Annotated in this window: 22 protein-coding genes; 10 read left to right on the top strand and 12 right to left on the bottom strand. The window is 48.1% G+C overall.

What is annotated here, in order from left to right; translation table 11 throughout:
• The first annotated feature begins 91 nt into the window (after positions 1-91).
• Positions 92-1,657, top strand: a complete 1,566-nt coding sequence (gene guaA, locus ACM67B_RS03905; RefSeq protein ID WP_416190223.1) for a glutamine-hydrolyzing GMP synthase — start codon at positions 92-94, stop codon at positions 1,655-1,657.
• Between the two features lie 433 nt (positions 1,658-2,090).
• Positions 2,091-2,831 carry a pseudouridine synthase gene (locus ACM67B_RS03900; RefSeq protein WP_416190222.1) on the top strand — a complete coding sequence of 247 codons (741 nt, stop codon included), beginning with the start codon at positions 2,091-2,093 and terminating at the stop codon, positions 2,829-2,831.
• Between the two features lie 315 nt (positions 2,832-3,146).
• Here the strand turns inward: ACM67B_RS03900 and adhP are convergent, their stop codons facing one another.
• Entirely contained in the window at positions 3,147-4,187 is a 1,041-nt protein-coding gene (gene adhP, locus ACM67B_RS03895) for an alcohol dehydrogenase AdhP (RefSeq protein ID WP_416190221.1), read from the bottom strand.
• A 456-nt stretch (positions 4,188-4,643) separates the two neighbouring features.
• Between adhP and ACM67B_RS03890 the strand changes: the two genes are divergently transcribed.
• Positions 4,644-6,125: an aldehyde dehydrogenase family protein gene (locus tag ACM67B_RS03890; protein ID WP_416190220.1), complete on the top strand. Its 1,482-nt coding sequence runs from the start codon at positions 4,644-4,646 to the stop codon at positions 6,123-6,125.
• A gap of 153 nt (positions 6,126-6,278) precedes the next feature.
• Here ACM67B_RS03890 and ACM67B_RS03885 read toward each other — a convergent pair whose 3' ends face one another.
• The 7 genes from ACM67B_RS03885 to rpsF form a co-directional block, all read right to left on the bottom strand.
• Positions 6,279-6,614 carry a YbaB/EbfC family nucleoid-associated protein gene (locus ACM67B_RS03885; protein ID WP_095502622.1) on the bottom strand — a complete coding sequence of 112 codons (336 nt, stop codon included), beginning with the start codon at positions 6,612-6,614 and terminating at the stop codon, positions 6,279-6,281.
• Positions 6,615-6,778: 164 nt separating this feature from the next.
• A complete protein-coding gene (gene dnaX, locus ACM67B_RS03880; protein WP_416190219.1) occupies positions 6,779-8,803 on the bottom strand; it encodes a DNA polymerase III subunit gamma/tau in 2,025 nt (674 codons plus the stop codon).
• A gap of 175 nt (positions 8,804-8,978) precedes the next feature.
• Positions 8,979-10,064 (bottom strand): lytic murein transglycosylase B, encoded by a 1,086-nt coding sequence (gene mltB, locus ACM67B_RS03875; protein ID WP_416190218.1) that lies wholly within the window; start codon positions 10,062-10,064, stop codon positions 8,979-8,981.
• A 157-nt stretch (positions 10,065-10,221) separates the two neighbouring features.
• Entirely contained in the window at positions 10,222-10,674 is a 453-nt protein-coding gene (rplI, locus tag ACM67B_RS03870) for a 50S ribosomal protein L9 (protein ID WP_416190217.1), read from the bottom strand.
• A gap of 14 nt (positions 10,675-10,688) precedes the next feature.
• Positions 10,689-10,919 carry a 30S ribosomal protein S18 gene (rpsR, locus tag ACM67B_RS03865; protein WP_054599043.1) on the bottom strand — a complete coding sequence of 77 codons (231 nt, stop codon included), beginning with the start codon at positions 10,917-10,919 and terminating at the stop codon, positions 10,689-10,691.
• 6 nt (positions 10,920-10,925) lie between these two features.
• Positions 10,926-11,228, bottom strand: coding sequence for a primosomal replication protein N (gene priB, locus ACM67B_RS03860; RefSeq protein WP_416190515.1), 303 nt, complete (start codon positions 11,226-11,228; stop codon positions 10,926-10,928).
• Entirely contained in the window at positions 11,225-11,596 is a 372-nt protein-coding gene (rpsF, locus tag ACM67B_RS03855; RefSeq protein ID WP_095502627.1) for a 30S ribosomal protein S6, read from the bottom strand. Before rpsF ends, priB begins: the two co-directional genes overlap by 4 nt.
• Before the next feature lie 260 nt (positions 11,597-11,856).
• On the opposite strand from rpsF, the gene pstS reads away from it, so the two are divergent.
• The 6 genes from pstS (at position 11,857) to phoR (ending at position 17,875) form a co-directional block, all read left to right on the top strand.
• Positions 11,857-12,990, top strand: coding sequence for a phosphate ABC transporter substrate-binding protein PstS (gene pstS, locus ACM67B_RS03850; protein WP_416190216.1), 1,134 nt, complete (start codon positions 11,857-11,859; stop codon positions 12,988-12,990).
• Between the two features lie 120 nt (positions 12,991-13,110).
• Positions 13,111-14,070: a phosphate ABC transporter permease subunit PstC gene (gene pstC / locus ACM67B_RS03845; protein WP_416190215.1), complete on the top strand. Its 960-nt coding sequence runs from the start codon at positions 13,111-13,113 to the stop codon at positions 14,068-14,070.
• Positions 14,067-14,909, top strand: coding sequence for a phosphate ABC transporter permease PstA (gene pstA, locus ACM67B_RS03840; protein WP_416190214.1), 843 nt, complete (start codon positions 14,067-14,069; stop codon positions 14,907-14,909). The genes pstC and pstA overlap by 4 nt, the downstream gene beginning before the upstream one ends.
• A gap of 55 nt (positions 14,910-14,964) precedes the next feature.
• Positions 14,965-15,720 carry a phosphate ABC transporter ATP-binding protein PstB gene (gene pstB, locus ACM67B_RS03835; RefSeq protein ID WP_095502631.1) on the top strand — a complete coding sequence of 252 codons (756 nt, stop codon included), beginning with the start codon at positions 14,965-14,967 and terminating at the stop codon, positions 15,718-15,720.
• Between the two features lie 150 nt (positions 15,721-15,870).
• Entirely contained in the window at positions 15,871-16,566 is a 696-nt protein-coding gene (gene phoB, locus ACM67B_RS03830) for a phosphate regulon transcriptional regulator PhoB (RefSeq protein WP_095502632.1), read from the top strand.
• Complete coding sequence (phoR, locus tag ACM67B_RS03825; protein WP_416190213.1) at positions 16,559-17,875, top strand: phosphate regulon sensor histidine kinase PhoR; 1,317 nt, start codon at positions 16,559-16,561, stop codon at positions 17,873-17,875. Before phoB ends, phoR begins: the two co-directional genes overlap by 8 nt.
• 52 nt (positions 17,876-17,927) lie before the next feature.
• Here the strand turns inward: phoR and ACM67B_RS03820 are convergent, their stop codons facing one another.
• The 4 genes from ACM67B_RS03820 to ACM67B_RS03805 form a co-directional block, all read right to left on the bottom strand.
• Positions 17,928-18,359 (bottom strand): organic hydroperoxide resistance protein, encoded by a 432-nt coding sequence (locus ACM67B_RS03820; RefSeq protein WP_416190212.1) that lies wholly within the window; start codon positions 18,357-18,359, stop codon positions 17,928-17,930.
• 57 nt (positions 18,360-18,416) lie between these two features.
• The gene (locus ACM67B_RS03815; protein ID WP_416190211.1) at positions 18,417-18,869 is read right to left on the bottom strand and encodes a ferritin-like domain-containing protein; all 453 of its coding nucleotides are present in this window, start codon (positions 18,867-18,869) and stop codon (positions 18,417-18,419) included.
• Positions 18,870-19,170: 301 nt separating this feature from the next.
• Positions 19,171-19,797 carry a glutathione S-transferase family protein gene (locus ACM67B_RS03810; RefSeq protein WP_416190210.1) on the bottom strand — a complete coding sequence of 209 codons (627 nt, stop codon included), beginning with the start codon at positions 19,795-19,797 and terminating at the stop codon, positions 19,171-19,173.
• Positions 19,798-20,062: 265 nt separating this feature from the next.
• On the bottom strand, positions 20,063-20,251 hold the full coding sequence (locus ACM67B_RS03805) for a hypothetical protein (protein ID WP_416190209.1): 189 nt from the start codon (positions 20,249-20,251) through the stop codon (positions 20,063-20,065).
• Positions 20,252-20,575: 324 nt separating this feature from the next.
• Here ACM67B_RS03805 and ACM67B_RS03800 point away from each other — a divergent pair, with 324 nt between their 5' ends.
• Positions 20,576-21,358, top strand: coding sequence for a helix-turn-helix domain-containing protein (locus ACM67B_RS03800; protein ID WP_416190208.1), 783 nt, complete (start codon positions 20,576-20,578; stop codon positions 21,356-21,358).
• The last annotated feature ends 133 nt before the right edge of the window (positions 21,359-21,491 follow it).

Below are 21,491 nucleotides of genomic sequence, written 5' to 3'. Positions count from 1 at the left end.
ATAGGCCGTCTGAAACTGGTACAATATCGCCATTTTTCAGACGGCCTTTTATTGCGCCGCATTCTCTTTTCATTCCACAAAGCCCAACATCATGACCCAAGACAAAATCCTGATTCTCGACTTCGGTTCACAAGTCACCCAGCTCATCGCCCGTCGCGTACGCGAAGCCCATGTTTACTGCGAGCTGCATTCGTTCGACATGTCATTGGAAGACATCAAAGCCTTTAATCCGAAAGGCATTATTCTTTCAGGCGGCCCTAATTCCGTTTACGAATCCGACTACCAAGCCGACACCGGCCTGTTTGATTTGGGCGTGCCGGTATTGGGCATTTGCTACGGCATGCAGTTTATGGCGCACCACTTGGGCGGCGAAGTGTCTCCGGGCAACCAACGTGAATTTGGTTATGCACAAGTGAAAACCATCGACAGCGAACTGACCCGCGACATTTTCGACGGCCAGCCAAACACGCTTGACGTGTGGATGAGCCACGGCGACAAAGTATCCAAATTACCGGAAGGTTTTGCCGTGATCGGCGACACCCCGTCTTGCCCGATTGCCATGATGGAAAACGCCGAGAAACAATTCTACGGCATTCAATTCCACCCGGAAGTCACCCACACCAAACAAGGCCGTGCGCTGATTAACCGCTTCGTGCTCGACATCTGCGGCGCGCAACCTAGCTGGACCATGCCAAACTACATCGAAGAAGCCGTGGCCAAAATCCGCGAGCAAGTCGGTAGCGACGAAGTGATTTTGGGCTTGTCCGGCGGTGTCGATTCATCGGTAGCCGCCGCACTGATTCACCGCGCCATCGGTGACCAACTGACCTGCGTTTTCGTGGATCACGGCCTGCTGCGCCTGAACGAAGGCAAAAATGTGATGGACATGTTCGCCCGCAACTTAGGCGTGCGCGTGATTCACGTTGATGCCGAAGACCAATTCATGGCCAAACTCGCCGGCGAAACCGACCCTGAGAAAAAACGCAAAATCATCGGCGGTGAGTTCATTGAAGTATTTGATGCCGAAGAGAAAAAACTCACCAACGCCAAATGGTTGGCACAAGGCACCATTTACCCTGACGTGATCGAAAGCGCCGGCGCAAAAACCAAAAAAGCCCACGCCATCAAATCACACCACAATGTCGGCGGTTTGCCGGAAAACATGAAGCTCAAATTGCTGGAGCCATTGCGCGATTTGTTTAAAGACGAAGTACGCGAACTGGGCGTTGCGCTCGGTCTGCCACGCGAAATGGTGTACCGCCACCCATTCCCGGGTCCGGGCTTGGGCGTGCGTATTTTGGGTGAAGTGAAAAAAGAATACGCCGACTTGCTGCGCCAAGCCGACGACATCTTCATCCAAGAATTGCGCAATACCACCGATGAAAACGGCACATCATGGTATGACCTCACCAGCCAAGCCTTCGCCGTGTTCCTGCCGGTGAAATCCGTGGGTGTGATGGGCGATGGCCGCACCTACGATTATGTTGTTGCTTTACGCGCTGTTGTCACCAGTGACTTCATGACCGCACATTGGGCAGAGCTACCATACTCACTGCTCGGCCGCGTATCCAACCGCATCATCAACGAAGTCAAAGGCATCAACCGCGTGGTGTACGACGTAAGCGGCAAACCGCCAGCCACAATCGAGTGGGAATAAGCATTTGATTGTTAATTAATCAAAGCAGATAGAATGCCTTCTGAAATTTTCAGACGGCATTTTTTCAATACAAACCCAGACCGATATACAAAAACTGTTCCCTTCATATCGATATCACAAAATCCGAAAACTTTTCTCCTCCCCTGATTCAATCAACAAACCTGTAGCCGTCATTGTCAGGCTTAGATCCGACAATCCAGTCTTTGAATCTCAAAGACACCCAAATTGAAAAATAATTTTTTTAAGTCAATGATTTAAATTTCGGAATTTTTAGCACAGTTATCAATGAGAAACGGCTGGATTGTATAATCTAAGCCCGACAATGACGGATTTTAAGTTTTACAAAGGCCTCAGGCCGTCTGAAAAAAATCACAAAAACCTAAAAGTTGCGTTAATGCTATAATCCGACCATATTTTCACAAAGCGAAAAATCATGGAATCCAACAACGAAGCCATGCGCCTATCCAAACGCATGGCGCAACTCGGCCTTTGCTCGCGCCGCGAAGCCGACAGTTATATCGAACAAGGCTGGGTCAAAGTCAACGGCCAAACCGCGGTACTCGGCCAAAAAGTGGTCGAAAGCGACCGCATCGATTTAAACAAACAAGCGCATGAGCAGCAAGCCAACCGTGTAACGATTTTACTAAACAAACCCGTTGGTTATGTTAGCGCGCAGGCGGAAAAAGGTTATAAATCGGCGGCGGAGCTGATTACCGCCGAAAACCAATGGGAAGGCGACGACAGCCGCATTTCATTCAGCGAAAAACACAAATTCGGCCTCGCCCCTGCCGGACGTTTGGACATCGATTCGGTGGGCTTGCTGGTGTTGACACAAGATGGCCGCATCGCCAAGCAACTAATCGGCGAAACCAGCAACAGCGAAAAAGAATATTTAGTGCGTGTTCGCGGCAAGTTAGACGACAAAGGCTTGGCCTTACTCAACCACGGCTTAAGCTTAGACGGTGAAAAGCTTCGCCCTGCCAAAGTCGAATGGCAAAATGAAGATCAACTGCGCTTTATTTTGAAACAAGGTAAGAAACGCCAAATCCGCCGTATGTGCGAGCTGGTGGGTTTACGCGTGGTGGGTTTGAAACGTATCCGCATGGGCAAAGTGAAATTAGGCAAACTGCCGCCGGGTAAATGGCGCTATTTGAAAGCCAATGAATCGTTTTGATTCAATGACATGAATCAGGCCGTCTGAAATATTCAATATTTCAGACGGCCTGATACCTTTGTAAAACTCAATTTAAACCAAGAAAACTATGTTCGTCATTCCCGCGTAGGCGGGAATCCAGTACGTCAAACTGCTGATATAGTTAATATTTCTGAATCCGATAGTCCTAGATTCCCGCCTACGCGGGAATGACGGTTTAAAGATTTCTAAAAATTGACTAGTCTCGCAAAGATCTCGGCCTGATTCTATTCATTCCCCAACAAAAAAGCCGTCTGAAACAATTCAGACGGCTTTTATCTTTATGAATAAATCAGATTAATGCTCGTGACCGCAAGCGCATTTCATGTCAATTACCATGCGGCCGGTAATTTTACCTTCGCGCATTTCTTGGAAAATTGCAGGCGCTTCATCCAAATCGCGCAATTGTACTTTTGGCACCACCAAACCTTCAGCACCGAATTGGAAGGCTTCAGCCAAATCTTGGCGCGTACCCACCAAAGAGCCGACTACTTCGATACCGTCTAATACCAAGCGCGGAATCGACAAATCCATAGACTCTGGCGGCAAACCGATAGCCACCACGCGGCCACCGGCACGCACGGCATCAACAGCAGAATTAAATGCAGCAGAAGAAACCGCCGTCACAATCGCGGCATGCGCGCCACCAACTTTTTCTTGAATTACTTTGGCTGCGTCTTCTTTTTGCGGATTAATCACCAAATCAGCGCCGCTTTCTTTAGCAAATTCCAGTTTGTCGTCATTGATATCGATAGCAATCACATGTGCGCCAAATACTTTTTTCGCGTATTGCACGCCCAAGTTACCCAAGCCGCCGGCGCCATACACGGCAATCCATTGACCCGGACGCACATTCGATACTTTCACGCCCTTATAAGTGGTCACACCGGCGCAAGTAATCGAGCTGGCTTGCGCAGGATCCAAACCATCCGGCACTTTCACCGCATAATCTGCAGTAACGATACAATGTGTCGCCATGCCGCCATCCGCAGTATAGCCCGCGTTTACGACGCTACGGCACAAGGTTTCGCGGCCGGTATTACAATATTCGCAAGAGCCACAGCTTTCAAACAGCCACGCAATACTTACGCGGTCGCCAACTTTCAGGCTTTTCACGTCATCAGCCACTTTGCTGACTTTACCAATGCCTTCATGGCCCAAAACGCGACCCGGTTTTTCACCGTAATCACCGGCAGCAACGTGCAAGTCGGTATGACACACGCCGCAATATTCAACTTCTACCAAAGCTTCACCCGATTCCAATTCACGGATGTCGCGCTCTACAACTTCTACATCACCTTCAACAGCTTGATTCACCACCACTGCACGCATTTTCATGGTAACACTCCTTGTTTGGCTTAATTGATAGAACGGTATTTCATTGTATAACGGGATGCACACATTTAATCACATATAAACAAACTACCTGTATGATGATTTATTGGCTGCATCACGATTTAAGTATGTACTTTAGAATCGCGCTCGTCAAGCCTTAGGCTGTTGAATTTATTATGTTTTGTTATACCGTAACATATTTATTCACATATTTCATAATTGAAAAAATCAACTGATTACATTTAAATAAAATAATCTTTATTTTTCAGACAGCCTAGATAATCTGACCAATTGATTTTATTGCATGAATTACCTTTTCAGCCTACTCTTTGGCTGTGTTAATTCATGTTTCTTTGCATTTTTAGCGCTTGAACTCCATAGCAAAAAATAATATTCTAGCGATGAAGCGTTTCGCTTACAGTCAACTACAACTGCTAAAAAAATACAGGAGACAGCATCATGGCAAAAGATTTAAACGTTTTTGACAAAGAATACGGCTTATTAATCAACGGCGAATGGACCAAAGGCAGCGAAGGCAAATTATTGACTTCCACCAATCCGGCCAATGGCGAAGAATTGGCGAAATTCGTTGATGCCAGCGATGCTGACGTGGATGCTGCCGTTGCCGCTGCGCAAGAAGCGTTCAAAACCTGGAAAAAAACCACCGTTACCGAACGCGCTGCGATTTTGAACAAAATCGCCGACATCATTGATGAAAACGCCGAATTGTTTGCACTGCAAGAAACGCTGGATAACGGTAAACCGATTCGTGAAACCCGCGCTGCCGACATTCCATTGGCTTCCGACCACTTCCGCTACTTTGCCGGCGTGATTCGCGGTGAAGAAGGCACGGCCACCCAATTGGACGAAGAAGATTTGTCGCTGATTCTGCGCGAGCCAATCGGCGTAGTTGGCCAAATCATTCCGTGGAACTTCCCATTCTTGATGGCTGCTTGGAAAATCGCGCCTGCATTGGCGGCCGGTTGTACCATCGTATTGCACCCTTCTTCCAGCACTTCACTGAGCCTGCTGTCTTTCGCGCAAAAAGTGAATGATGTGTTGCCAAAAGGCGTGTTCAACGTGATCACCGGTAAAGGTTCGAAATCCGGCGAATACATGTTGCATCACAAAGGCTTCAACAAACTGGCCTTTACCGGTTCGACCGAAGTCGGCCGCCGCATCGGTATCGCTGCTGCAGAAATGTTGATTCCGGCTACTTTGGAATTGGGCGGTAAATCAGCCAACATTTTCTTCGACGACATGCCGTTTGACAAAGCGCTTGAAGGTGCGCAAAAAGGTATTTTGTTCAACCAAGGCCAAGTGTGCTGTGCCGGTTCGCGTATTTTCGTGCAAGAAGGTATTTACGACAAATTCGTTGAAGCCTTGGCAGAAGAATTCAAGAAAGTCAAAGTCGGCCTGCCTTGGGAAGACGACACCCAAATGGGCGCGCAAGTCAACGCCGGCCAATTGGAAACCATTTTGAAATACGTCAAAATCGGTGAACAAGAAGGCTGCCGCATCATTACCGGCGGTAAAAAAGCTGAAGGCGATTTGGCCGGCGGCGCATTCTTGGAGCCAACTCTGATCGAAGCCAAAGACAACGATGCCCGCGTAGCCCAAGAAGAAATCTTCGGCCCAGTAGCAACTGTTATCAAGTTCAAAACTGAAGAAGAAGTCATCAAAATGGCCAACGATTCGGAATACGGCTTAGGCGGCGGTGTTTGGAGTACCGACATCAACCGTTGCTTGCGTGTATCACGTGCCTTGGAAACTGGTCGCGTTTGGGTAAACTGCTACAACCGCTTGCCTGCACACGCACCGTTTGGCGGCTACAAAACTTCCGGTATCGGTCGCGAAACCCACAAAATGATGTTGGCTGCTTACACCCAAGTGAAAAACATCTACATTTCTACCCGCGAAGAGCGCGAAGGCATGTATTGATTTTTCATGATTGATTGAATGAGGCCGTCTGAAAGATTATCTTTCAGACGGCTTTTTTAGTCGTTTCTTTATTTAAACAAAGCAATTAAAAACCGCTGTTTCTGCCTGAGCAAAACAGCGGTTTTCTGATTTTTAAGCAAACGCTTTTACCGATTAACGGAAAAAATCACCCATACCGGCCGGCAAACCTTGGGTAAATGCGCCCATAGTTTTGTTGCTGGTTTCTTCGGCTTTGGCAGACGCATCGTTTACTGCGGCCAAAATCAAATCTTCCAACATTTCTTTGTCATCAGCCGCTTCTTTAATCAAGTCTTCGCTGATGTCGAGTTTGCGCACCACATGCGCGCAAGTCATGGTTACTTTCACCAAACCGTTGCCTGCTTCGCCGCTTACTTCGGTTTCAGCCAATTTGGCTTGGGCTTTTTTCATGTTTTCCTGCATTTGTTGGGCTTGCTTCATCAGCCCGCCTAATCCGGCTTTTCCGAACATCGTATGCTCCTAATTTGCGTGTATGAGAAAATTATTCAAGGCGAATCCTATCAGGTTTTGCCCCTGCTTGCACGGGCTAATGATGAAATAGGATTCAAGGCCGTCTGAACGTATATTTTTTAGCAATCCGTTTCAGACGGCCTTTCAAGTTTTGATTCCTAACATCAAGATTCATTTGCTTGCTTTAATTCCAGCGTATCCGGCAGCCATTGCGCTTCAAAGGTTTGCAAAATCTGCTGCGCGGTCGGATCGGCATCCAACAAATCCTGTGCCTGTTGCCGCCCTTCTTGCTGCAAACGCCGGCGGCGCATGGTCGGCGTTTCCCAACCTTGATCATCTTGCCACGGCTGGGTTTGCAGCTTCAGCGGCAAATTATAAGCTGCGGCCAACACGTTTTGGATTTTGTCCAAACGCTCTTTGTTGGTGGTGGCTTTGGCTTCGCTGGTGAGCGACAAGGTCATCAAATGCGTATCAGGATTGTAATTCACCCAAGCGGCATGCTGCGCCAACATTTGCGCGGCACCAAGCTTTTTCGCAAAACGCTGTACCAACAACGCCCAATTTTCCGGCTTGAAATCAGGCAAGGCAATAAATTGCGGCTCGTCTTCTTCCTCATCATCGGCTTCAGGGCTTTCATCCGCAATCGGCGGCACAGGCAGCGTATCAGGCTCTGCCGCAAAATCATACGAATCTTCGTCAAAATAAGGCGGCGGCATGTCTTCTTCATCGAGATCAGACGGCTGATAAGATTCGTCAGATGCCGTCTGAATTTCTGCTGGGCGTTCAACCGGAATATTTTCCGCCTCAATGTATTGCGGCTGAGTTTCTTCTATAACAGCAGGCGGCTCATTTGAAACAGAGACCGTCTGAAGCGGCTCGGTTTCTACCGTTTTATTGACCGGCTGTTCTTCCCACGGAGGAATGTCTTTTGCCTGCGGTTCTTTCTCAGACGGCATGGTCGCAGCAGTTGAGGCCGTCTGAATATTGTGTTGATTTTCAGACGGCGTCGGAATCGTCAGCGGCTTTTTTGCAGCGGTTTCCTTATGTTCCACTTCTTGCAATTGCGTGTGTTCAACCACATCATTCACGCCGTGGGCTTGTGCGGCCAAAGGCGCAAATGCCAGCATACGCAGCAAAGTCATCACAAATCCGGCGTATTCGTCGGGCGCCAAACTCAAATCTTGTTTACCGTGAATCGCGCATTGGTAATAAAGCTGTATCTGCTCGCCGCTCATGGCTTGACTCAATTGCAGCAAGGCTTCGCGCTCGGGGTCGTCGTTGGCCAAGGCAGAGGGCACGGCCTGAATCAGCGCCAACCGTTGCAACAGCATCGCCAGTTCGCTCAATGCGCTGTCGAAGCCAATCGCACGGGCGACCATTTCTTGCGCTTTGTTGAGCAAGGCTTGGCCGTCTTGATTGACCACACTTTGCAGCAATTCATACAGGTAGCGTTTATCCACTGCACCAATCATCTGACGCACATCGTGTTCGGCCACCTTACCCGAACCCATTGCAATCGCCTGATCTAGCAAACTCAAGGCATCGCGCATCGAGCCTGCCGCTGCCCTGCCCAGCAATTGCAAAGCAGTGGCTTCGTAAGGAATATTTTCACTGTCCAACACATGCGCCAAGTGGTCGGCCACTTGCTGCGTGGTCATGTTGCGCAACACAAACTGCAAGCAGCGGCTCAACACGGTAATCGGCACTTTATGCGGGTCGGTAGTCGCCAAAATGAATTTCACATGCTCGGGCGGTTCTTCCAGCGTTTTCAGCATGGCGTTGAACGCACTTTTCGACAACATATGCACTTCGTCGATGATATAAACTTTGTATTTTCCGGCAGTCGGCGCGTATTGCGCGTTTTCCAATACTTCGCGAATATTATCGATACCGGTATTTGAAGCGGCATCGATTTCCAGCAAATCGACATAGCGGCCGGCATCAATTTGCGTGCAGCTTTGACACACGCCACACGGTTCGCCGTGATCGGCATGCTCGCAGTTGAGGCTTTTGGCCAAAATACGTGCAATGGTGGTTTTGCCGACACCGCGCGTACCGGTCAAGAGATAGGCATGGTGCAGACGGCCTTCGTCCAAAGCGTTGCGCAATGCTTTGACAACGTGTTCTTGGCCGACTAAATCGGCAAATGTTTTCGGACGCCATTTACGGGCAAGCACTTGATAAGCCATGTCTTTTCTCTACTTCATAATAATCAGGCCGTCTGAACAATCTATTCTTTCAGACGGCCTATTGAAAGATGATGCATTTTAACATTTTTGGCGCATAAACGTGCAAATGCATTGTTTGCCGCCATAAACAAAACCACTTTGTTGCGGCAACAAAGTGGTTTTGGCGTAAGTGAGATTACAAACCGGCAGCGCCAACGGCATTGGCAATATCGCGCACAGCGGTCACATACATACGGCTATTGTTGTATTTCCAAACGCTGTAGAAATTATTCAAGCCCAAATAATATTCGTAAACGCCCGGGCTGGTTTCCAAACGATACAATACTGCTTTTTCATGGTCAGCTACCGGCGTTTGCGGCATCACGCCCAAGGCTTTGAAATCTGCCACTGTGCGGGTAAGCGCGGTTTTCTCATCGATAATCGCCTGCAAATGCGGCGTGATGTTCAGGCGCACAGGCACCACCATTTTACCTCCGGTCTGCCAGCCATGTTGTTTCATGTAATTGGCAACCGATGCGGCCACATCGCCGATGTTGTTCCAAATATCACGGCGGCCGTCACCATCGTAATCCACCGCCCACTTACGGAAGCTCGACGGCATAAATTGTGGCACGCCCATCGCACCGGCGTAGCTGCCTTTGAAGCTGAATACATCGCGGCTTTCTTCTTTGGCCATCAGCAGCAATTCGCTCAATTCGTTTTGGAAAAACTCAGCGCGGCGCGGATAGTCAAACGCCAACGTGCTCAAGGCATCGGCGACACGGAAGCTACCTGTATTGCGGCCGTAATTGGTTTCAATGCCGATAATCGCCACAATCAACTCAGCCGGCACGCCGTATTTGCGCGCCACATCGTCAATCACCGCGCGGTTGTCGGCATAGAATTGGCGGCCATTATTGAATTTAGCCGCGCCCGAATTGCCGGTGCGGAATTCATACCATGGGCGCGATGTACCCGGGCGGTACATGATATTGATGATGTTGCCTTTGTACACCACGCCATCAAAGAAATTTTGCAATTCGGCAGCGCTCAAGCGGCCTTTGGCGGCTTCGTAACGGATAAAATTCTGCACATTCGGATTAGCATTAAAACCACTACTCGCCACTGATTCAGCTGCCGCATCAAAAGTCGGGCGTTTTTCGGCTTGCTTCACCGGTTTCAATGGTTGCGCATCGCGGGTGATGCTCGGCTTGTTCGATGTGCTGCACGCAGCCAATGCCGCGATAACGGCAATAGAAAGGAATACAAGAGACTTTTTCATGGGATATCCGTAAATGTGAGGAAGGGCTTGAGTGTAACAAAATTAAGCGCTTAGATAAACCCTTTAAGATTCAGCAGAAAATGCCTTTATAAAACCCATATAAAAAGGCCGTCTGAATTTCAGACGGCCTTTTTAATCAATCACGATTCATCAATGATTATTCGGCAGCAGGAACCACCACAACATTGATTTTCGCAACAGCGTCAGTGTGCAAAGCCACTTCAACTTCGTATTCGCCAACGGCTTTCAATGGGCCTTCTGGCAAACGTACGTTGGCTTTAACAGCTTCAACGCCTGAAGCAACGATGGCTTCAGCGATGTCGGCATTGGTTACAGAACCGAACAGACGACCGTCAACACCGGCTTTTTGCGCGATGGTAACAGTTTGACCGTCCAATTTTTCTTGACGTGCTTTAGCATCGGCCAAGATTTCGGCTTGTTTGGCTTCCAATTCGGCACGACGTGCTTCGAATTCTTTCATGTTGGCTTCGGTAGCGCGTTTCGCTTTACCAGTTGGAATCAGGAAGTTACGGGCATAGCCGTTTTTCACGGTCACGATGTCGCCCAGATTACCCAAGCCGCCGATTTTTTCTAACAGAATAATTTGCATGTTCTAAGCTCCAATTATTTGTGTTGATCGGTGTAAGGCAACAGAGCCAGGAAACGTGCGCGTTTCACAGCAACCGCCAATTGACGTTGGTAGTGTGCTTTAGTACCGGTGATGCGGGCAGGGATGATTTTGCCGTTTTCAGAAATGAAGTCTTTCAACAAGTCAACTTGTTTGTAATCAACTTCTTGGATTTTTTCAGCCGTGAAACGGCAGAATTTTCTACGTTTGAATGATTGACGAGCCATTGTCGTTTAACCTTTATATTCTTTAATGTTCTGTATGCGGAGTATCGGTCGTGGGAAACGTTGACTGCGTTGCGCTAAAAAGCCTTCTGCTTCAACCATCATATCTTGCCGATACTGCCATTCTTCAGCGTGCTTACCTAAAATCCGCGCGGGCATGTCGAATTTGACCAGACATTGTTGTCCGTTTTCTTCCTGCCATGATTCGTGCTTGAGCACGATATCCAATACAGGAATGCCTGCCGGTGTGTACCTCAGCGTGCCGATTTCGGCGAGCCGGGCGGTAAGGCGGATAAGATTATTCAATCTTATTCGGCTGCTGCAACTTCTTCAGCCGCACCGTTCAGCAAGTTTTTGGTTTTCTCGCCGCCCATCATCACAGATGGCTCGGTAACAGCATTTTTGGTTTTGATGGTCAGATGACGCAATACGGCATCATTGAAGCGGAAAGCGGTTTCCAGCTCAGCCACAACTTCAGGTGTGGTTTCTACGTTCATCAAAACATAGTGTGCTTTGTGGATTTTATTGATTGGGTAAGCCAATTGACGACGACCCCAATCTTCCAAACGGTGAATGGTACCGTTGGCTTCGGTAATCATGGCTTTGTAACGTTCAACCATCGCAGGCACTTGCTCGCTTTGATCAGGATGAACGATAAACACGATCTCGTAATGACGCATGTTATCTCCTTATGGATTCATAAACAGCCTTCTACCATGCGAAAAGTAAAAGGCAAGGTTGGAAAACGTTCGATTATAACGTTTATGGATTGAGTACACAAGCTATTGATGATTTTAAATGCTGCGTCGTGGCGGATTTGTATCATTTCAGAATGATGTAACAGTTTGTAACATTTCCTTGAATTTGTCATGAAGTTGTAATACTTGCTGGATAAACTGGCCGCGTTATCCAAACAACCCTCCTAACAAGGACACCTAAAATGAAAAAATCTGCTTTCGTGGTAAGTATCGCAACTGTTTTGGCATTGGCTGCTTGTGGCGGCGAATCCAAAGCGCCTGAAGCACCTAAAGCCGGTGCGGCGGCAACAACAAATGAAGCGCCTAAAGCGGCTGACGGCCAGCAGCAGCCTGTGGGCTTGGATGTAACCGGTGCCGGTGCGTCATTCCCACAACCTGTTTATGTGCAATGGGCAAATGCTTTCCAACAAGCAAGCGGCAACCGCATCAACTACCAGTCGATTGGTTCTTCCGGCGGTGTGAAACAAATTACCGCGAAAACCGTTGATTTCGGTGCCAGCGACTCACCTTTGGATGCTGAAAAATTAGAACAAGAAGGCTTGGTTCAATTCCCTACCGTGATTGGCGGCGTAGTGCCTGTGGTGAATGTTGAAGGCGTAGCAGCCGGCCAATTGAAATTAACCGGTGAAGTGTTGGCCGAAATCTACTTGGGCACCATCACCAAATGGAACGACCCAAAAATCCAAGAATTAAACGCCGATGTAAAACTGCCTGACGCGAATATTACCACTGTATTCCGTTCAGACGGCTCAGGCACCAGCTTCATTTTCACCACTTACTTGAGCCAAGTATCTAGCGGCTGGAAAGACCAAGTCGGCGCGGCCAATACCGTGAAATGGCCGACGGCTGCCAGCGGCGTGGCCGGTAAAGGCAACGAAGGTGTAGCGAACTATGTATCACGCGTAGCGAATTCTATTGGTTATGTTGAGTATGCCTATGCCAAACAAAACAATATGTCGCACATTCAATTGAAAAACGCGGCCGGTAATTTCGTGCAACCTTCGCAAGAAACCTTCGCAGCGGCTTCTAAAGTGGATTGGAAGAGCGTAAAAGGCTTCAGCTTGGTGTTGACCAACCAACCTGATGCCAACGCATGGCCTTTGGCGGCGGCGACATTCATCTTGATGCACAAGAAAAATGCGGATGCGGCAAAAGCGAAAGCAGCTTTAGCATTCTTTGATTGGGCCTACACCAGCGGTGACGAAGCGGCTCAAAAACTGGATTATGTGCCTTTGCCTGCCGAAGTAAAAGACTTGGTACGTCAAGAATGGGCCAACATCCAAGATGAAAACGGTCAGGCGGTTTTCACTAAATAATGTATGAATCAGGCCGTCTGAAAGCAAAAATGTATTCTTTAGCCAATACATTTTTTCAGACGGCCTCTTTACATCACACCCTGCGTATCCGGCCTCATTAAATCTATAAAAGGCACACTCATGCAAACCTCTTCCGCACAGAAACTCAAACGCCAGCAGCAGCTTGATGCGCTGTTTGTCGGCTCGACGCGTTTTTTTGCCATACTGGTTCTGGCCAGTTTGGGCGGGATTCTGCTCTCGCTGATCTTGGGCGCGATGCCGAGTATTGAAAAATTCGGTTTCGGCTTTTTTACTTCTTCCAACTGGGATGCCGTGGCCAGCGAATATGGCGCACTGGCACCGATTTACGGCACGATTGTGACATCCGGTTTGGCCTTGCTGATTGCCGTGCCGGTGAGCTTCGGTATTGCGGTGTTTTTGACCGAACTCTGTCCGGTTTGGCTGCGCAAGCCTTTGGGCATTTGCGTGGAATTATTGGCCGGTATTCCTTCAATTATTTACGGCATGTGGGGTTTATTTGTGTTTGCGCCCTTCTTTGCCGAACACTTTCAGCCGTTTTTCATTGAATATTTCGGCGCGGTTCCGGTGATTGGTTCGCTTTTTCAAGGTGCGCCGATGGGTATCGGTATTTTCACCGCTTCGCTGATTTTGGCAATTATGATTATTCCGTTTATTGCTTCCGTGATGCGTGATGTGTTTGAAATCACGCCGCAGCCTTTGAAAGAAGCAGCTTACGGCTTGGGCAGCACACAATGGGAAGTCATCCGCAACGTGGTCTTGCCTTACACCAAAGCCGGTGTCATCGGCGGCATTATTTTGGGCTTGGGTCGCGCTTTGGGCGAAACCATGGCGGTGACCTTCGTGATTGGCAACACCTTCAACATCAGCCCGAGCCTGTTTAATTCCGGCGTATCGATTACTTCCGCGCTGGCGAACGAATTTGCCGAAGCGGTTGACCCGCTGCACTTATCCTCGCTGCTCTACTTGGGCTTGATTCTGTTTTTCATCACTTTTGTGGTGCTGTGTTTCGCCAAAATCTTATTGCTCAGAATGCAGCAATCTGAAGGGAAAAAATCATGAGCAACAGCATTTACCAACGCCGCTTGTGGCAAAACCGCTTTTATCTGGGCGTGGCTTACGTCACCATGGCATTCGGCTTATTTTGGCTGGCGTGGATTTTCTACACCTTATTGAGCAACGGCTTCAGCGGTTTATCGGGCACGCTGTTTACGCTCGACACCCCGCCGCCAGGCATGGAAGGCGGTTTGCGCAACGCCATTTTGGGCAGCTTTATGATTACCTTATTCGGCCTGTTGGTCGGCACGCCTATCGGCCTGATGTGCGGCATTTACTTAGCGGAATTTGGCCAAAACAGCAAACTGGCACAAGCCACGCGCTTTATGAACGATATTTTGCTGTCGGCGCCGTCGATTGTGATCGGTTTGTTTATCTATGAATTGGTTGTTGTGAAACAAGGCCACTTTTCCGGCTGGGCTGGCTCGTTGGCACTGTCGCTATTGGTGATTCCGGTTGTGGTTCGCACTACTGAAAACATGCTGAAGCTGGTACCGAACAGCCTGCGTGAAGCGGCGTTTGCGCTCGGTGCGCCGAAATGGAAGCTGGTAACGATGGTGACCTTAAAATCCGCCAAAGCAGGCGTGTTGACCGGCATTATCTTGGCTTTTGCCCGCATCACCGGCGAAACCGCCCCGCTGCTGTTTACCGCGATGAACAACCAATTTTTCAGCACCAACATGAATCAGCCGATTGCCAACTTGCCCAACGTCATCTACCAATTTGCCATGAGCCCGTATGAAGACTGGCACGAACTGGCTTGGGCTGCGGCCTTGCTGATTGCCGTAACGGTATTAGTCGCCAACATTCTGGCACGCTATTTAGGGGCGGCGAAAAAATCATAAGGTCAGCCGACCAGCGATACGCCCTCCACACCATTCATCCTATTAAGGAAACAAAATGACCGCCAAAATCGTGACAAAAGATTTCAACTTCTACTATGGCTCGTTCCATGCGTTGAAAAACATCAATTTAGAAATTCCGGAAAAACAAGTCACCGCCTTTATCGGCCCATCGGGCTGCGGTAAATCCACCCTGCTGCGCGCACTCAACCGCATGCACGACCTGTATCCGGGCAACCGCGGCGAAGGTGAAGTTTTGCTCGACGGCCGCAATATTTTCGATAAAAACGTCGATTTGAACCTGCTGCGTGCCAAAGTCGGCATGGTGTTCCAAAAGCCAACACCGTTTCCGATGTCGATTTACGACAACATCGCTTTCGGCGTGAAACTGTATGAAAAACTCAGTCGCAGCGAATTGGACGACCGTGTAGAATGGGCATTAAACAAATCGGCTTTGTGGGGCGAAGTAAAAGACAAACTCAAGCAAAGCGGCAATTCACTATCCGGCGGTCAGCAGCAGCGTTTGTGCATTGCCCGCGCGATTGCCACCAAGCCCGAGGTTTTGCTGCTGGATGAACCGACTTCCGCACTCGATCCAATCTCTACCGCCTATATTGAAGAATTGGTGACCGAGCTCAAACACGATTACACCATCGCCATCGTGACCCACAATATGCAGCAGGCCGCGCGTGTGTCCGACATCACGGCGTATATGTATTTGGGCGAATTGGTCGAAGTGGGCGACACCAAAACCATCTTCACCAAGCCGAGCAAAAAAGAAACCGAAGACTATATTACCGGCAAATTTGGTTAAGCTTCAATCGCTTAACCTTTAATAATAGGCCGTCTGAAACTTAAGCAACGCCTTTCAGACGGCCTGATGAAAACCATGTTGCGTATGGTGTTTCAAACCAACTGCAAGGCCGTCTGAAAGCCAAACGCAACCCAACAAAGAGAGAAAAACATGTCCGCCTATATCCTGATTGTAGAAGACGAGCCGGCGATTGCCACCTTGATTCGTTTTAATCTCGAAGCCGCCGGTTACCGCGTGGCCACCGCCGAGCGCGTCAGCGATGCCGAGAAGCTTTTGAAAAACGAATTGCCCGATCTTATCTTGATGGACTATATGCTGCCCGACGTGTCCGGCGTCGAATACATCCAACAATTGCGCGGCCAGACCCGCACGCAAAACCTGCCCATCATCATGCTCACCGCCCGCAGCGAAGAGAGCGACAAAGAGCTGGGTTTGAACATCGGCGCCGACGACTACATCACCAAACCTTTCTCACCGCGCGAACTCATCGCCCGCATCAACGCCCTGCTACGCCGCATGGCACCGCAAAAAAGCAAACAGGTTTTGGAAATTTTCGGCATCCGCTTGGATGCGGAAAACCGCAAAGTCAGCACCACCGAAGGCATTGAATTGCAACTGAACCCAAGCGAATTCAAAATCCTACATTTTTTCATGGCGCACCCCAACCGCCTCTACAGCCGCAGCCAACTGCTCGACATGATTTGGGGCGACCACGTTTTTATCGAAGAGCGCACCGTTGACGTGCACATCCGCCGTTTGCGTCAAGGCTTGGAAAAAGCCCAACTGTCACATTTAGTGCAAACCGTCCGCGGCGGCGGCTACCGTTTCGGTAACAACAATGAATAATCTCGTTTACCTGATTCCTTCCATATTCGGCATTTTGTTTGCTGCAGCCGCCGGACTGGCCTTTTGGGGCGTGTCCGGCGCGTTTATTGCCGCCTTTGCCACGCTCAGCTTCATCAGCTTATTGCACATCCGCCAGATGTACAAACTGCTCGACTGGCTGAAAAATCCCGAGCCGGAATCCATTCCCTTTGCCAGCGGCATTTGGGACGAAGTGTTTTCCACTCTGCTCAAGCAAAGCCGCAACCGCCGCAAGCAAAAGCGCAAACTGAAAAACGCCCTGATGCGCTTCAACCGCGCCGCCGAAGCCCTGCCCACCGGCGTGATGATTTTGGATAAAGACATGCGCATCGAATGGCAAAACCGCCTTTCCGCCACTCATTTCAACCTTAACCGCGAGCGCGACCGCAACGGCATTTTGCTCAATCTCATCCGCCTACCCGAGTTTCATGCCTTTATGGAACAAACCGAGCAGGTGCAAATCCGCTTGGCCGTGCCGCAAAATCACCCGATTCCACGCACGCTGCTGATTACCCGCTGCCCGTTTGAAAAAAACACCCAAATGCTCATCAGCCAAGACGTCAGCACCATCGAGCAAGTGCAAGCCAGCCACACCAGCTTTGTGGCCAACGTGTCGCACGAATTGCGCACACCGCTAACCGTCATCAACGGCTTTTTGGAAACCATGCGCGACATGCCTGATATTCCTAATGAGCAACGCCAGCAATTCATCAGCCTGATGCAAAAAGAAGGCAGCCGCATGCTCGATTTGCTCAACGATTTGCTCACCCTCTCCAAACTTGAAAGCCAGCACCACCAAGAGCAAAACAAAGAGCTGATCAGCCTAAGCTTACTGAGCCGACAATTGTTTGAAAGCACCAAAACCTTTTCAGACGGCCGCCACCACATCACCGAAGACATCGAGCCGGAATTAAACATTCGCGGCATTCAGCCCGTGTTGTACAGCGCCTTAAGCAACCTCGCGTTCAACGCCGTGCGCTACACGCCCGAAGGCGGCAAAGTACATATCAGCCTGAAGCCCGAAGGCGAACACCATGTCCGCTTCAGCGTCAGTGACACCGGCCCCGGCATCGCCCCCGAACACATTCCGCGTCTGACCGAACGCTTCTACCGCGTCGACACCAGCCGCTCGCGCCAAAGCGGCGGCACCGGCTTAGGGCTCGCCATCGCCAAACACGCCTTGGCCGCGCACGACACCAAAATCGAAGTGGAAAGTGCATTGGGCGAAGGCAGCACGTTTTCCGTATTGTTTGAATTGGCATCTGAAATGCCGACTGAAATTAAATTGTAGGTTTGCATAAAAAATAAGCCGTCTGAAATTTCAGACGGCCTCTTGCTTGATTTTACAAATCAAATGTTTGTACCACATTCACATGCAAGCGTACGTCCACATTGCCACGGGTCGCATTTGAATATGGGCAGACTTCGTGCGCTTTTTCGATCAGTGTTTTCGCTTCTTCTACGCTCAAACCTTCTACGGTGATGGTGATATCCAAATCCAAAGAGAATGCGCCGCCGGCTTTTTGGCCGATGCCCACACCCACGGTAGTGCTGGATTTAGTTGGTTTGAGACCCAAAGTCGGCGCAACGTGGTTCATCGCGCTGTCGAAACAAGCCGCATAGCCCATGGCGAAAAGCTGCTCAGGATTGGTGCCGGTTTTGCCGCTTTCGTTTTGAAAGCCGACCAAATCGAAACCGATTGAGCCGTCATCAACTTGAGTGCGACCATCGCGGCCGCCGGTAGCTGTGGCTGAAGTGTGGTAGAAAATTTTCATGTTACATTCCTTTCAATTTAATAAGTTGGGAAAATCAAAAATAAAATTAAACTTAAATTACATTCTTTTCGACAAATAAAGCGGCTCGCCCAGTTTTTCCAGCAAATTCAATTCTTGCTCCAACCAAGACAAATGCTCTTCTTCGTCTGCCAAAATTTCTTCAATTAAGATGCGCGTGGTGGCATCGTGTTCGTTGCTTGCTGTTTCTGCCCATTGATTTAAACCGATACGCGCATTTTTTTGCAGCTCATAATCATTTTCCAGCGCCTCACGCAGATTGGTGCCTATATTGGGTTGTTTAATGGTAAAACGAATTTGGCCACCCAAATCAAGCAGGCGATTTTGCAGCTTGATAATCGTTTCCGGCTCATCAGCAATTTTGCTTTCCATCTCAGTCGCCAGCAAGCTTGCCCCTTCCGCATCAATCACCGCCACATGACTACGGTGCTGAATACTTGCTGACCAATAAACCGCCAACATCTCATTTAATAAATCGTGGATTTTATTCATTTGCTTGCTCCAAACTTAGACATTGAAAACATTATATCTAACAATTAAATTGTGTGCAATATAATTTTGTAAAATTTTTAATTCAGTAGGTAATTACTCATCGAAAATCCATGCTGTGATTAAACCAAAGCTGCACCACCCAACCTAAATTTAATCGGGCTCACTGCCCAACAGAAAAATCAGACGGCCTGATTATTTACGCAATCACAAGGTCGCTTTTAAGCAATACACCGTTGTTGGGTTTAATAAACTAATAGGTTTTTATGGATTCCTATTGTTTCAGGCCGTCTGAAAATTTAAATCAGAATTGGTTTAAGCACAATTCACAGCCGGTTTTTTCTGCCACACGCTGATAAGCCGGACGCGATTCGATTTGCTGCACATAGCGCACAATATTCGGGTAATCGGCCGGATTCACCTGACCCAAACCCCATTGCAACGGAAAACTCAAGGCAAAATCTGCGCCGGTCAGCTGCTCGCCGGTAATCCATGTTTTACCGTTAAGGGTTTGCTCAACATGATTAAAATACAAAGCTACCTGCCCTGATGCGTAATCATTGTAGGCACCGAAATCGAATTTCTTCGACATCATGCCCAATAAATTGGCAGAAAACATCGAAGCCGCCACGCTTAACCAATAAGCAAATTGTGAATATTCATCGCTTTTTGCAGTCGGCGTAAATCGGCGTTCGTTATCATATCGGTCAAGCAAATGCAAAATCATCGCATTACCCTCAGCCAAGGTCAGCGAACCATCTTGCAACACTGGCGCTTTGCCCAAAGGATGCAACGTTTTCAACTCATCCGGCGCTAATGAAGTTTCAGGCAGGCGGTGATACACCGCCACATCGTAATCCACACCCAATTCTTCCAACAACCACGCAATGCGGTGCGAACAAGAGTTGTTTAAGTAATGCAGCTTGATCATGGTAATTACTCCAAAGTATCGTTAATGATTTGTTACAAGAAAGCAACGTCTTTAAGGCATGCTGATTTTTTATGAAAACAATACAATCATACGCTAAAATTATATTTTGAACAATATAATTTTATAAAATATATTTAAACTGGTTATTTTAGAGATATCGGTTAAAAAATTATGTATATTCAACAAGCTGTTTAAAAACTTAGACAGCCTGATAACAATGCAGATAAAAAAGCATAAACTTTTACCCCATAATAATTTTATGGCTCTAATCTGCCCCTTCGCTTGGATTAACTTCTTTGACCTCACCATTTTGGTAAGTAACGTGTTTGGCTAATTCTTGTTGTGCTTTTTGCCAAGTGTGGCCGCATTGTGTACATTGCAACAAACCGTCAGGGGTATGGTGACAATAAGCAAATTGACAATTCGGACAATAGATATGGCTGCGGATTTCCATGGCAGGTTCCTTTCATTGTTTACAAAGCGTATTTCAACATGCCGTCTGAAAGGTTCAGACGGCATGTTGATGCGTGAAAAGCGTAAGCGCACATTATCTTTTTTATTTATGAGATTTTTTTATGAGCTTAATTTGTTTTTTATTATAAATATCTTAATGGATAATACTTGCCCGATTCTTTAAAAAACTTGCCCAATCCTACGAATTGTTTAGAATCGTTTTATCGTATCAAAAGATTTTGTTATGAATTCTACAGCCATTGAAACCATTAGCCGACATATTCAAACCCTTAATCAACCAAGATTTTTTCCTTTTGAAGGCATCATGTTACATGCTACTAAGCCGTCGGTTGAAATTGACTTAATTTCCGAATATACCACCGTAACATTTATTTTATCGGGCGAGCAAAATATGCGGCTGGGTGACCGATCTTTCATTGCGGGTGGCGGAAATATGCTGTTTATTCCGTTCCAACTGCCTATTTCAACCCGCTTTCTGCCTCATGCTCAAGCGCAATTTACAGGCGTCAGTTTGGTTTTAGACGAACAATGGCTGGCCGACATTGCTGCGCGAACTTCACTGCTCAGCGATAATGTGCCAGTTTTCGGCGTGGGATTTGACAGCATATCGCCGGCCATCCAAGATTGCCTGTACCGCCTGATTGCACTGCTGGGCTCGTCTTCCCCCACGCGCCATGCTTTAGCCGAATGCTACAAACACGAATTAGCGCTTTATTTACTTGAAAGCCGTCTGAAAAATCATTTGCTCGCTTTTTGCAATCAAAACAGCCAATTGCAGAAAATCAAAAAAGCCTGCCATTATCTGCAGGTGCATTGGGCCGAAAAATTAACTGTTGCCCGCTTAACTGAATTATCGGGCATGGGGCAATCAGCTTTTTATCAGCATTTCAAGATGATTACCGGCTACACGCCCTTACAGTATCAAAAATCAATTCGTCTGAATCATGCCAAAAACCTGATTTTGAAACGTGATTTGCCCATTACTCAAATCGCCTATCAAGTGGGCTATGAGAGCGCCAACCAATTCAGTCGCGAATACAAACGCATGTTTGGTACCACACCTAAAGAAGACCATCAGGCCGTCTGAAAAACTATAGTCGTTTAAAATAAAAATAATGCAGCGTTACTGATACCCTTTACCGGTTGTTTGCGACGGTCGCTGCAGCCTTATCTTATTCCTTTTTTAACGACTATATTTGCCGTTTCAGATGGCTTCAACC

Origin of the sequence: Neisseria sp. CCUG17229 (assembly GCF_047839235.1) — a bacterium.
GTDB lineage: Bacteria > Pseudomonadota > Gammaproteobacteria > Burkholderiales > Neisseriaceae > Neisseria > Neisseria brasiliensis.
The sequence above is the reverse complement of the archived record's forward strand: the minus strand, read 5'-3'. Positions and strand labels throughout refer to the sequence as shown.

Coding starts and splice junctions, on each gene's coding strand:
- ACM67B_RS03900 (WP_416190222.1), top strand. CDS start 2,091: ATGGAATCCAACAACGAAGCCATGCGCCTATCCAAACGCATGGCGCAA.
- ACM67B_RS03805 (WP_416190209.1), bottom strand. CDS start 20,251: ATGGAAATCCGCAGCCATATCTATTGTCCGAATTGTCAATTTGCTTAT.
- phoB (WP_095502632.1), top strand. CDS start 15,871: ATGTCCGCCTATATCCTGATTGTAGAAGACGAGCCGGCGATTGCCACC.
- mltB (WP_416190218.1), bottom strand. CDS start 10,064: ATGAAAAAGTCTCTTGTATTCCTTTCTATTGCCGTTATCGCGGCATTG.
- guaA (WP_416190223.1), top strand. CDS start 92: ATGACCCAAGACAAAATCCTGATTCTCGACTTCGGTTCACAAGTCACC.
- ACM67B_RS03815 (WP_416190211.1), bottom strand. CDS start 18,869: ATGAATAAAATCCACGATTTATTAAATGAGATGTTGGCGGTTTATTGG.
- ACM67B_RS03800 (WP_416190208.1), top strand. CDS start 20,576: ATGTTACATGCTACTAAGCCGTCGGTTGAAATTGACTTAATTTCCGAA.
- rplI (WP_416190217.1), bottom strand. CDS start 10,674: ATGCAAATTATTCTGTTAGAAAAAATCGGCGGCTTGGGTAATCTGGGC.
- ACM67B_RS03890 (WP_416190220.1), top strand. CDS start 4,644: ATGGCAAAAGATTTAAACGTTTTTGACAAAGAATACGGCTTATTAATC.
- pstA (WP_416190214.1), top strand. CDS start 14,067: ATGAGCAACAGCATTTACCAACGCCGCTTGTGGCAAAACCGCTTTTAT.
- rpsF (WP_095502627.1), bottom strand. CDS start 11,596: ATGCGTCATTACGAGATCGTGTTTATCGTTCATCCTGATCAAAGCGAG.
- pstB (WP_095502631.1), top strand. CDS start 14,965: ATGACCGCCAAAATCGTGACAAAAGATTTCAACTTCTACTATGGCTCG.
- pstC (WP_416190215.1), top strand. CDS start 13,111: ATGCAAACCTCTTCCGCACAGAAACTCAAACGCCAGCAGCAGCTTGAT.
- ACM67B_RS03810 (WP_416190210.1), bottom strand. CDS start 19,797: ATGATCAAGCTGCATTACTTAAACAACTCTTGTTCGCACCGCATTGCG.
- phoR (WP_416190213.1), top strand. CDS start 16,559: ATGAATAATCTCGTTTACCTGATTCCTTCCATATTCGGCATTTTGTTT.
- ACM67B_RS03820 (WP_416190212.1), bottom strand. CDS start 18,359: ATGAAAATTTTCTACCACACTTCAGCCACAGCTACCGGCGGCCGCGAT.
- adhP (WP_416190221.1), bottom strand. CDS start 4,187: ATGAAAATGCGTGCAGTGGTGGTGAATCAAGCTGTTGAAGGTGATGTA.
- dnaX (WP_416190219.1), bottom strand. CDS start 8,803: ATGGCTTATCAAGTGCTTGCCCGTAAATGGCGTCCGAAAACATTTGCC.
- pstS (WP_416190216.1), top strand. CDS start 11,857: ATGAAAAAATCTGCTTTCGTGGTAAGTATCGCAACTGTTTTGGCATTG.
- rpsR (WP_054599043.1), bottom strand. CDS start 10,919: ATGGCTCGTCAATCATTCAAACGTAGAAAATTCTGCCGTTTCACGGCT.
- ACM67B_RS03885 (WP_095502622.1), bottom strand. CDS start 6,614: ATGTTCGGAAAAGCCGGATTAGGCGGGCTGATGAAGCAAGCCCAACAA.